This is a genomic window from Sphingobium xanthum (assembly GCF_019737615.1).
GTDB classification, from domain to species: domain Bacteria; phylum Pseudomonadota; class Alphaproteobacteria; order Sphingomonadales; family Sphingomonadaceae; genus Sphingobium; species Sphingobium xanthum.
Window position 1 is genome coordinate 210,953 of the sequence record NZ_JAHKKS010000006.1, and the last position, 11,231, is coordinate 222,183.

The 11,231-nt window shown below is 64.6% G+C and carries 12 protein-coding genes; 6 read left to right on the forward strand and 6 right to left on the reverse strand.

From position 1 onward, the window contains the following. Positions 1–3: 3 nt before the first annotated feature. From KM135_RS12110 to KM135_RS12120, 3 genes are read right to left on the reverse strand one after another with little or no spacing between them, the layout of a single operon-like run. Entirely contained in the window at positions 4–1,554 is a 1,551-nt protein-coding gene (locus KM135_RS12110) for a DHA2 family efflux MFS transporter permease subunit (RefSeq protein ID WP_221714277.1), read from the reverse strand. Positions 1,555–1,557: 3 nt separating this feature from the next. After that, the gene (locus tag KM135_RS12115; protein WP_221714278.1) at positions 1,558–2,646 is read right to left on the reverse strand and encodes an HlyD family secretion protein; all 1,089 of its coding nucleotides are present in this window, start codon (positions 2,644–2,646) and stop codon (positions 1,558–1,560) included. Further along, on the reverse strand, positions 2,639–3,100 hold the full coding sequence (locus tag KM135_RS12120; RefSeq protein WP_221714279.1) for a MarR family winged helix-turn-helix transcriptional regulator: 462 nt from the start codon (positions 3,098–3,100) through the stop codon (positions 2,639–2,641). Before KM135_RS12120 ends, KM135_RS12115 begins: the two co-directional genes overlap by 8 nt. A 140-nt stretch (positions 3,101–3,240) precedes the next feature. Between KM135_RS12120 and KM135_RS12125 the strand changes: the two genes are divergently transcribed. Continuing rightward, positions 3,241–3,999 (forward strand): alpha/beta fold hydrolase, encoded by a 759-nt coding sequence (locus tag KM135_RS12125; RefSeq protein ID WP_221714280.1) that lies wholly within the window; start codon positions 3,241–3,243, stop codon positions 3,997–3,999. A gap of 58 nt (positions 4,000–4,057) precedes the next feature. Beyond that, positions 4,058–5,923 carry a M2 family metallopeptidase gene (locus tag KM135_RS12130; protein ID WP_221714281.1) on the forward strand — a complete coding sequence of 622 codons (1,866 nt, stop codon included), beginning with the start codon at positions 4,058–4,060 and terminating at the stop codon, positions 5,921–5,923. 85 nt (positions 5,924–6,008) lie between these two features. On the opposite strand, the gene KM135_RS20020 is transcribed toward KM135_RS12130, so the two are convergent. After that, entirely contained in the window at positions 6,009–6,161 is a 153-nt protein-coding gene (locus KM135_RS20020) for a PEPxxWA-CTERM sorting domain-containing protein (RefSeq protein ID WP_221714282.1), read from the reverse strand. 48 nt (positions 6,162–6,209) lie between these two features. Next, positions 6,210–7,658, reverse strand: a complete 1,449-nt coding sequence (locus KM135_RS12140) for an AMP nucleosidase (RefSeq protein ID WP_221714283.1) — start codon at positions 7,656–7,658, stop codon at positions 6,210–6,212. A gap of 79 nt (positions 7,659–7,737) precedes the next feature. On the opposite strand from KM135_RS12140, the gene KM135_RS12145 reads away from it, so the two are divergent. Continuing rightward, positions 7,738–8,844, forward strand: coding sequence for a polysaccharide deacetylase family protein (locus tag KM135_RS12145; RefSeq protein WP_221714284.1), 1,107 nt, complete (start codon positions 7,738–7,740; stop codon positions 8,842–8,844). A gap of 30 nt (positions 8,845–8,874) precedes the next feature. Here the strand turns inward: KM135_RS12145 and KM135_RS12150 are convergent, their stop codons facing one another. Continuing rightward, positions 8,875–9,357, reverse strand: coding sequence for a peroxiredoxin (locus tag KM135_RS12150; protein WP_221714285.1), 483 nt, complete (start codon positions 9,355–9,357; stop codon positions 8,875–8,877). A 162-nt stretch (positions 9,358–9,519) separates the two neighbouring features. Between KM135_RS12150 and KM135_RS12155 the strand changes: the two genes are divergently transcribed. The 3 genes from KM135_RS12155 to KM135_RS12165 form a co-directional block, all read left to right on the forward strand. After that, complete coding sequence (locus KM135_RS12155; protein WP_425517034.1) at positions 9,520–10,092, forward strand: YqgE/AlgH family protein; 573 nt, start codon at positions 9,520–9,522, stop codon at positions 10,090–10,092. 105 nt (positions 10,093–10,197) lie between these two features. Beyond that, positions 10,198–10,701, forward strand: coding sequence for a hypothetical protein (locus KM135_RS12160; RefSeq protein WP_221714286.1), 504 nt, complete (start codon positions 10,198–10,200; stop codon positions 10,699–10,701). Between the two features lie 202 nt (positions 10,702–10,903). After that, a partial coding sequence (locus KM135_RS12165; RefSeq protein ID WP_221714287.1) for an adenosylhomocysteinase occupies positions 10,904–11,231 on the forward strand: 328 nt, incomplete at its 3' end.

Consider the following 11,231-nt stretch of genomic DNA (forward strand, 5'->3'; position numbering starts at 1 on the left):
TCCTTACTCAGCCATCACCGGCGCCGGTTCGCTCGGCCCACCGGCAGGGCGCGGCTTGGGCTTCTTGAGCAAGAAGGCGGCCGGAATGGCCAGCACGCAGGCCCAGGTCATGATGTAGAAATCGTCCAGATAAGCGATCATCGCCGCCTGCCGGTTGACCAGTCCGTCCGTCATCTGGAGGATCGCGCTGCCATAGTCGCCGAAGCGCGAGAGTTCGGCAGGATCGACGGGCAGATTATTGGGGCTGACATGCTGGGCGAGATCGGCATGCGAGATCTGGCTGTTGCGGGCCATCAGCGCGACGACGATGGCAATGCCGATCGAGGAGCCGATGTTGCGCGTGAGGTTGAGCACGGCCGCGCCCTCGGTGCGTGAGGCCGGCGGTAGGGTCCCGAAGGCCAACATCTGCAGGGGCACGAAGACGAGGCCGATGCCCAGCCCCTGGATCAGGCCGGTGATGACGAAGGGCGCGAACCCCTGTTCCAGCGACCAGCCGGTCATCATCCAGAGCGATAGCGCGGAAAGCGAGAAGCCGCCCGCGACCATGAAGCGCGGATCGACCTTACTGACGATCTTGCCGGAGATGGCCATGGTGAGGAGTACGCCCACGCCGCGCGACGCCAGAATCTCGCCGGTATCGACCACCGAATAGCCGAACAGCCCTTCGAGCAGCGAGGGCAGCAGGGCCATCGCGGCAAACATCACCATGCCGATGATGAACATGAAGACCGAGGCGCTGAGGAAATTGCGGTCTGCGAACAGGTCCGGCGCGAACAGCGGCTTCTTCGCGGTCGCGGTGTGGACCATGAAGACCCAGAGACCGCAGATCGCGACGGCCCCCTCGAGCCAGATCTCGGTCGACGAGAACCAGTCGGCATGCTGGCCGCGATCGAGCATCAGCTGCAAGCCGCACAGACCAAGGGCGAGCATCGAAAAGCCGAACAGGTCGAAGTCGCGGCGCTTCAGCTCCTTCTCGGGCAGCAGGGCGATGAGCCCGGCGAGGCAGAGAATGCCGACCGGCACGTTCACGAAGAAGCACCAGCGCCAGTCGATCCACTCCGTCAGATAGCCGCCGACGATCGGCCCCATGATCGGCCCGATCATGACGCCCATGCCATAGACCGACATCGCCTTTGCCTGCTCGGAGCGCTTGTTGATGTCGAGCATCAGCGTCTGCGCAAGCGGACCGAGAAATGCGCCGCCTATCCCTTGCAAGGTGCGGAACAGCACCATTTCCGTGATGTTCTGCGCGATCCCGCAGAGGATCGAGGCGATGGTGAAGGTGGCGACCGAGATGACGAACAGCTTCTTGGCGCCGATCCGGTCCGCCAGCCACCCCGTGATGGGAATAGCGACGGCGGACGCGAGGATGTAGCTCGTCAGCACCCAACTGATCGTCTCGGGGGAAGCGCTGAGCGACGCCGACATATGGGGCAGAGCGACGTTGACGATCGTGGTGTCGAGCACCTGCATGACCATCGCGGCCATGATCGCGACAGTCGTCAGCCCCTTGTAGCGGACGGGCAGATGCGCCTGGTCTTCGGCGAGCGCCATGGCTCAGCGCGCTGCCTGAGCGCGGTCCCTGATGTCGACGGTCACCTTGGCGCTGAGCCCGGCGATCATCGGCCGGTCGGTCTTGCCGTCGATGGCGATGCGCACGGGCACGCGCTGCGTCACCTTCACCCAGTTGCCATTGGCATTCTGGGCGGGGAGCACGGAGAACTCCGAACCGGTGCCGGCGCCGATGCTATCGACATGGCCCTGGATCGCCTTGCCCGAATAAGCGTCGAGCTTGATGGTGGCGGGCTGGCCGGTGCGCATATGATCGAGGTCGGTTTCCTTGAAATTGGCTGTGATCCAGGCGCGGTCGCTGGCGACGATGCTGACCAGCGGCAGGCCCTGAATGGCCATCTGGCCGATCTGCAGCCGGTCCGCCTGGCTGATCCGTCCCGCGACCGGGGCCCGAACGACGGTGCGGTCGAGATTGAGCGATGCCTGGTCGCGCTGGGCGCGGGCCGCGGCGATCTCGGGGTTCAGGCCGGGAACCTGCGCGCCCGTCGCGGCGGCGGCGCGCGCCTTGGCGGCGTCGGCCTCCGCGGTGCGCAGCTGCGTGCGGGCATTGTCGAGCGCCTGCTGGCTCTGCTGGAGCCGCGCGCGCGTCGTGAAACCGTCGTTCATCAGCGCCTGCTGGCGCTTCAGATCTTCCTCGGCATAGAAGACATTCTCGCGCGCGCCGGTGATATCGACACTGCTGGCCGCGACATCCGTGCGCAGCTTGCCGACCTCGACCTGCGCATTGGCGATCTGGGCATTGGCCTGCTCCAGCGCCACGCGATAAGGTGCCTGATCGACCACGAAGAGGACGTCACCGGCCTTGATGATCTGGTTCTCGCGCACCTTCACCTCGACGATGCGCCCGCCGACATCGCTGCTCACGGAAACGATGTCCTGCTTCACATAGGCATTGTCGGTCGAGACGAAGCGGCCGCTGGTCATCCAGAAATAGGCGCCGATCGCCGCGATCAGCAGCGGCACGGAAAGCATCAGCAAGATGCGCTTGAGCTTGCCCGGCTGCTTGTCCGTCGAGGCGGGGCCTACGGTCGCGGAGAGAGTCTGCTTTTTCATCGCGGGGTCCGCCTCAGCCATTGCTTACGGCTCCTTTGGTGTCGCCGTCCGGCGAAACGCTGGTGAGGTTGTCACGGATCCGTGCCAGCATCGCCAGGGCGGCATCCCGTGCGGCGGGGTCGATGCCTTGCAACGAATCGTTGAGAACGGTCTGACCGATGGCCTGCAATTGCTCGGCGATCGGCTCGGCGGATTCGGTCAGGAAGAGCTGCCAGGCCCGGCGGTCCTGCGGATCGCGGCGGCGCTCGACGAGGTTCGCCTGCTCCAGCCGATCGACCATGCGGCAGGTCGTGATCGGTTCCACATCCAGCCGGTCGGCCAGCGCGCCTTGATTGATGCCGGGAAAGCGCATGATCGCGACCAGCGCCCGCATTTGCGGGCCGGTGATCCCGAAGCTGCGCGTCCGCTCGTCGAACCGACGGCGATAGAGGCGAGCGACGTCGCTGATGACGAAGGCGATGTGATTGTTGTCCATGGCGGCGACATAATAAGCATGCTTATTAAACGCAAGGTTAAAGTAACCACGGCTATTTGATAGACATTGTCAACTTGATGCTATGGCCTTCCTTCGCCGGATCGCTTGCCAACCTTGGCCAAAATGCTCACACGCAGAGCATGACCAACGAGGCGACACTCCACCATTTTCCCGGCCATGACGGCGCGCGGATCGCCGTGCATCGGCTGGGGGCGGGGCGGCCCGTCCTGTTCATTCACGGTCTTGCGTCGAACGTGCGGACCAACTGGCTGCGCTATGGCACTGCCCGGCGCGTCGTGGACGCGGGGTTCGAAGCGATCATGGTCGATCTGCGCGTACACGGGCAGAGCGACGCGCCGCATGACCCCGCAGCCTATCCGCCGGACGTTGCGGTGCTGGATCTCGAGGCGGTGATCGGCGCGCTCGACCTCTCGGCATTCGATCTGGTCGGCTATTCGCTCGGCTCTCGCTTGTCCGCGATGCTGGTGGCACGGGGCCATCGGCCGAGGCGGCTGGTGCTGGGCGGCATGGGCCTGCGCGGTTTCGTCGATTGGCGGCCGCGCCGGCAATTCTACCTCGATGCTATCGAGCGCTTCGACATCTCCAGGCCGGGCGAGCCGGATTTCCTGGCGATCCAGTTCATGAAGACGACGAAGATCGATCCCATCGCGCTCAAATATCTGCTGCTCTCGCTGGATGACATTCCCCGGGAGGATCTCGATGCGCTCACCATGGAGACGCTTGTCCTCTATGGAGAGAAGGACGACGATCCGGGCTCGGCGGACGCTCTTGCCGCTGCCTTGCCGCGCGCGACGCGCATTACCGTCCCCGGCACTCATATGAGCTGCATCACCTTGCCCGAGTTCGGCGCGGCCATCGCGGATTATCTCGCGGCTTGACGCGGCCTGCCTTGCCGGGGCAGCCTGTGCCATTCGCAAAGTTCAGGGACCACTCATCATGCATCATCCTGTTTCGCGTCTCGCCCTCGCGGCGGCGCTGACATTTGCCATTCCCGCGGCCGCACTGGCGCAGGACGGCGCCCCGACGGTCGCGCAGGCCGACGCTTTCGTTGCGGCAGCGGAGAAGGAAGGCTTCGACTTCGTCGTGGATGCCGGCCGCGTCGCCTGGGTCAACTCGACCCACATCACCGAGGATACCGACGCGCTGAACGCCGAATATGGCGCGAAGGGCACGGAGATGGCGGTCCGCTTCGCGCTGGAAGCGGCGAAGTACGAGAAGCTGCCGGGCCTGTCGTTCGACACCAAGCGCAAGATCGATTTCCTGCGCTCCGGCATCGTGCTGCCGGCGCCGACCACGGCGGGCGCGGCCACCGAGCTCAACGAGATCGCGACGCGCCTCCAGTCCAGCTACGGCAAGGGCCGGGGCACGCTGGATGGCAAGCCGATCAACGGCAGCGACATCGAGGCCGAGATGGGCGAACTGACCCATACGCCCGCCCAATATGCCGAGATGTGGACGAGCTGGCACGATCAGGTCGGCAAGCCCATGAAGGCGGACTATGCCCGTCTGGTCGAGATCGCCAATGCCGGCGCCAGAGAACTGGGCTTCGCGGACACCGGCGCCATGTGGCGCTCGGGCTATGACATGACGCCCGAGCAGTTCGCCGCGCTGACGGAGAAGCTCTGGCAGGAAGTGAAGCCGCTCTACGACTCGCTCCACTGCTACACGCGCACCAAGCTGAACGAGAAATATGGCGACGCCGTCCAGGCCAGGACCGGCCCGATCCGCGCCGACCTGCTGGGCAATATGTGGGCGCAGGAATGGGGTAATATCTACCCCCTCGTCGCGCCGCAGGGCGCCGGCGACCTCGGCTATGACATTGGCGATCTGCTCAAGGCGAAGGGCTTCATCCAGACCACGGATGCGACGCCCGATGCCGATCGCGGCAAGTGGGAAAAGGAGATGTTCAAGATCGGCGAGGGCTTCTTCTCCTCGCTCGGTTTCGCGCCGCTGCCCGAGACCTTCTGGACGCGCACCCAGTTCATCAAGCCGCGCGACCGCGAAGTCGTCTGCCATGCGTCGGCCTGGGACATCGACAATGTCGATGATCTGCGCATCAAGATGTGTACGAAGGTCAACAGCGACGACTTCACTACGATCCATCACGAGCTGGGCCACAATTATTATCAGCGCGCCTACAACAAGCAGTCGCCGCTCTATCTGAACGGCGCCAATGACGGCTTCCATGAAGCCATCGGCGATGCCGTCGCGCTGTCGATCACCCCGCAATATCTGGTCGACATCAAGCTGCTTGATCCCGCCAAGGTGCCGAGCGCGGACAAGGACATCGGCCTGCTGCTGCGTCAGGCGATGGACAAGGTCGCGTTCCTGCCCTTCGGCCTGCTGATCGACCGCTGGCGCTGGGGCGTGTTCGACGGCTCGATCAAGCCCGCCGACTACAACAAGGCGTGGACCGACATGCGCCTCAAATATCAGGGCATCACGCCCCCGGGCGAGCGCGCCGCGGACGGCTTCGATCCGGGCGCAAAGTTCCACATTCCCGGCAACACACCCTACACGCGCTACTTCCTCGCGCGCCTGCTGCAATTCCAGTTCTACGAGGCGGCCTGCAAGATCTCGGGTTGGAAGGGGCCGCTGCACCGCTGCTCCTTTTATGGCAACAAGCAGGTCGGCGAGAAGCTGAACGCGATGCTCGCCATGGGCGCGTCCAAGCCCTGGCCGGATGCGCTACAAGCCTTCACCGGCAGCCGCGAGATGAGCGGCAAGGCGATGGCGATCTATTTCGCGCCGCTCAAGAAGTGGCTCGATCAGCAGAACAAGGGCAAGACCTGCGGCTGGTAGGCTGCGGAACTCGTCTTGATCTCACAAAAGAAAACGCGCCGCCGGGCCATAAGCTCGGCGGCGTGTCTTTTGAGTTCAACTCAGATCAGGCGAAGCGGACCTCCGTCGCGCGGCGGCGCATCGCACCGCCCACGAACGCGAGCCCGGCGATCATCATGGCCCATGTGGTCGGCTCGGGCACGCCCGCAATCTGCTCGGCCTGGTAACCGGGCAGATCGGCGTCGGTGAAGCCGAACACATGGAAGTGGTTCGGGCCGGACGCGCCGGCTCCAGAACGGCTGGCAGGTCAGCGGAACGGCGGCTCGTTGAAGGCGCGCAGCTTCCGGCTGTGCAGCCGATCGCCCTGCTCGCGCAGAAGCTCGCAGGTCTTGAGGCCGATGGCGAGGTGCCCGGCGATCGCTTCCTCATAGAAGCGATTGGCCTGTCCGGGCAGCTTGAGCTCGCCGTGAATCGGCTTGTCTGAGACGCACAGCAACGTGCCGTAAGGCACGCGGAAGCGATAGCCCTGCGCCGCGATCGTCGCGCTCTCCATGTCCACGCCGACCGCGCGGGAAAGCGAGAAGCGCAGCGCAGAGTGCGAATAGCGCAGCTCCCAGTTGCGGTCGTCGGTGGTGACGATCGTGCCCGTGCGCAGCCGCCGTTTCATGTCGCCGCTGGCGCCGAGGATATGCTCGCAAGCCTCGGCCATGGCGACCTGCACCTCGGCAATGGCCGGCACGGGGATTTCCGGCGGCAGCATCTCGTCGAGCACATGGTCGTCGCGCAGATAGGCATGGGCGAGCACATAGTCGCCGATCCTCTGGCTCGGGCGCAGGCCGCCGCAATGGCCGATCATCAGCCATGCCTCGGGCCGCACGACGGCGAGATGGTCGCAGATCGTCTTGGCATTGGACGGGCCGACGCCGATGTTCACGAGCGTGATGCCGGTGCGGTCGGGCGCGATCATATGATAGGCCGGCATCTGGTGGCGGCGCCATGCGCTGTCGGCGATCGCGCGCTGCGGATCGGCCGTGTCCGCCGTAATCTCGACCCCGCCGGCGCCCGAGAGCGCCGTGAAGCGCGTGCCCGGGCGCGTCAGTTCCTCGCAGCCCCAGCGGACGAACTCATCGACATAGCGATGGTAGTTGGTGAACAGGATGTAGCGCTGCACGTCCTCCGCGGGCGTCCCGGTATAGTGCCGCAGGCGTGCGAGCGAGAAATCCGTCCGCAGCGCATCGAAAAGTGCCAGCGGACGCTCACCGGTCAGGTCGGGGAGGAACAGGCCATCGGCAATCTCGTCGCCGATTTCGGCGAGTTCCGTCGCGGGGAAGTGCCGAGCCAGCTCGCTTGGCGGCACCGTTGCCAGCGTGCCCGGCGGCAATTGCTCCAGCACATAAGGGAAGGGGATCGCCTGATCGCTGCGGCCGACCGTGACCTCGACATCATAGTCGGTCATCAGCAGGTCGAGCTGTTCGGTCAGATATTGGGCGAACATGGTGGGCCGGGTGATCGTGGTCTGATAGCGGCCGGGGCGCGAGAGGCGCGCGAAGGAGCGGCGGCTTGGCGGATCATCGACGGCGTGTCGATAGTCGAGGGTGAGCGATGGATAGCAGAAGGCGCGGTCGGCAACGGTCTCGGCCGGTGGGATTGTGCCATTTTGGGAGTAGGCGAGCAGGGCGTCGCGCAGATTTGCGGTAGCCTGCTCATATTCTGCTATCAGTTGGTTTACGATGGTGGCGCTATGTGTTTGTGTCATGGCCTTTCATAACCACCCGCCGTTACGTAAGAAAGAGCGCTTCGTTGGGAGTCCGTGGGGAGTTTTGTCGGCACTCGTGATGGACAGGAATGCGATCACCGACGTCTATCTGACGGTCGATACAGAGTTGTCGTCCATGCATTTTCGCCGTTTTGGCGTCGCGGGGCTGGACGATAATTTCGCGACGTCCATTCTCGGCCGCACGGCAGCAGGCGATTTCGGCATTGGCTATCAGATGGAGCGGCTCGACGCCTTCGGTTTGAAAGGCGTCTTCTTCGTCGATCCCCTGGTCGCGCTGGTGGCCGGGCAGGACATGGTCGATCGGATCGTTCATCCGATCCTGGACGCCGGCCATGACGTCCAGCTTCATGCCCATAGCGAATGGATCGAGCTTGCGCAGACGGGCCTGACGGACGGGCGCATCGGCCGCAACATGGGCGATTTCAACCTTGAGGATCAGGTCCGCATTCTCGAATACGGCATCGAGCGTCTCATGGCAGCGGGCGCGCCGCGGCCAGTCGCTTTCCGCGCAGGCAATTATGGTGCGAATGACGATACGTTGCGTGCGCTCGCGCGCCTGGGCGTCCGTTACGACACCAGCTACTCGCCGGACTATGAGGATAGTGTCTGCGGCATTTCCATGCCGTCGGGCAGCGCGCTCCCCGTGTGGCGCGAAGACGTGATCGAGGTTCCGGTCTCGGCGATCAGCAGCCCCAGCGGCGGGTCGCGCCACGCGCAGATCACGGCGCTCTCGGCACAGGAAATGATCGCGGCGCTCGCTTATGCGGCGCTCAACCGGCATCCGAGCTTCACGATCGTGTCGCACAGCTTCGAGTTGCTGAGCCGCCAGCGCGACAAGCCGAACAAGATCGTCGTGCGCCGCTTTGATCAGCTGTGCGAGGTCATCGCCGCGTCCCCGCGCTTGCGTGCTGCGACCTATGCCGCGAACCCGCCCGAGCCGGTGGCGGGCGATCTCGTCTTCGAGCGGTTGCCGCATTCGCTGGCGCGCACCTTGCTGCGCAATGGCGAGCAGGCCGTCTCGAACGGCCTCTATGGTGAGCAACTCGGCAAGCTTCCGGTCGGCGCTGCGGCACCTGCCATCAAGATGCGGGATCGCCTGGTGGCCCCGCTGCACAATCTGGGGCCGCTCCAGCAGATCGCGCTCGACATATTGATGGCGGTCTGAGCGCAGCTCATCCCGCCATCAATCCTGGATTCAGAGCTGTTCGATCATGTAGTCGGCCGCGGAAACCCGGAATTCGCCCGGTCCCTCGACATTGAGCTGCTCCACCACACCGTCGTTCACGACCATCGAGAAGCGCTGGCCGCGCGTGCCGAGTCCGAATTTGCTGCCGTCCATGGTGAGCCCGATCGCCTCCGCGAAGGTGCCGTTGCCGTCAGCCAGCATCGTCACCTTGCCGTCCGCGCCGCCGGCCTTGCCCCAGGCGCCCATGACGAAGGCGTCGTTGACCGCGGTGCAGGCGATCTCGTCGATGCCCTTGGCCTTCAGATCGGCTTCCTTCTCGACATAGCCCGGCAGATGCTTGGCCGAGCAGGTCGGCGTGAAGGCACCGGGAACGGAGAAGAGCGCGACCTTCTTGCCCGCGAAATAATCCTTGCTCTGGACCTGCTCGGGGCCGTTCTCGGTCATCGTGACGAACGTGGTCTCGGGCAGCTTGTCGCCGACGCTGATAGTCATGGCAGTCTCCTGGTCAGGTTGATCCCGGCTGGTGCTCCAGCTTCGCGGGGGAAGTCGGCGCTGGACGGCTGTCTGTCAAGTGCCGCGCATGCTTTCGGGCATGCGTATTGGCGCTGGACGGGCGGTCGTCGGGAGCGCATCTTCGTCCGACTCGTTGACGCCATGATGACGCAGCTCTCCTCTCCCATTTCGCTCGCCGGGCAGATGCTCCTCGCGATGCCCGACATGCCCGATCCGCGCTTCGCCAGGTCGGTGATCCTGATGTGCGTGCATGACGAAGGCGGTGCGCTCGGCATCGCGCTGGACGAGCCGATGTCCGGCATCCGGCTGCACACGCTCCTGTCCTCCTTCGACATCGTAGCGCGCGAGGTGGCTGACAGTATCGTACTCGCCGGCGGGCCGGTCGAGCCGCGACGCGGTTTCGTTCTCCACAGCCGCGACTGGGAAGCCAGGGACAGCCATATCGTGGCGGATGACATTGCGCTCACCGGTTCGCTCGAAGTGTTGGACGCGATCGCGATCGGACAGGGGCCGCGAGATTATCTGGTCGCGCTCGGCTATGCCGGCTGGGGTTCGGGGCAGCTTGAGCGAGAGCTCGCGGCGCCGGGCTGGTATATCAGCGCGGCCGATCCCCGGAAGCTGTTCGCTATGGCGCCGGAACATCGCTGGGCCGGCGCCTTCGCGCTGGAGGGGATTGATCCGGCCATGCTCGCGAGCAGCAGCGGACACGCCTGACGCTGCGACAAGCCTGCCGATACGTTTCTCTTAACCATCCTTCGAAAGAAGTTCGCAAACGCTCCGCGACACACTCGGCCCCGGGTGTAACGAGGAGAAGACCACATGACATTAAGGAGCTCGGTGACGGTTACGGCCGTCGCGTTGTCGCTCGCGTGCGGATCGACGCAGGCCGTGGCGGCAACCTGCTGGTCGCAAGCTGCGGTCGAGGCGGCGCAGGTGCGGGATTTCGAGACGGGACTGATGGTGGCGACGCTCCGCTGCCAGATCAAGGGAACCGATCTGAGCGGCGACTATAACAGCTTCATCCGGCACAAGCGGACGGTACTGACCGGCATCAACGATGAACTGCGCGCGAAGTTCACCGCACAGGGCCTGCGCGGCAAGGCGGCGCTGGATGCCTATGACCGGTTCGTGACGTCGCTGGCCAATGGCTATGGGGCGGGAACGAATGCGCCGAGCTGCGCCGACTACAAGGCGATCATGACGACCGCGGTCTCGGCCCCGGCGAGCCGAGCGGCGTTGCTCGATCTCGCGCGTCAATCAGGCTCGAACCCGGTGCGCCATACCGATCGATGCGCGCCGACGACCATCGCCCTGGCGAAATAAGGTCCGGATAGCGCCGGCCGGTCCCACACGGCCGGACGCATCCCCAAAGACGGTCCGCGAATTTTCGCGGGCCGTTTTTGCGTATGGATCGCATTCCACATAAAGAATGCTTTATATTTGCCGACTATTGCGCGCCTTGGTAAGGCGCTCGGGATTTCGGTCCTGCCTGCGCGGTGCCGGCTCATTGACGAGGAGATTTCAGGTGGCAACTAAGGCCCAGGATTACATTGTAGCGGACCTCAGCCTCTCGGCCTTTGGCCGGAAGGAGATTGAGATTGCGGAGACGGAGATGCCTGGTCTGATGGCGCTTCGTGCGGAATTTGGTGCGTCGAAGCCGTTGAAGGGTGCGCGGATCACGGGCGCGCTGCACATGACCATTCAGACGGCTGTGCTGATCGAGACCCTGGCGGTGCTGGGCGCAGAGATCCGCTGGGCCTCGTGCAACATCTTCTCCACGCAGGACCATGCGGCAGCGGCGATCGCGGCGGCGGGCATTCCGGTATTCGCGGTCAAGGGCGAGACGCTCGAGG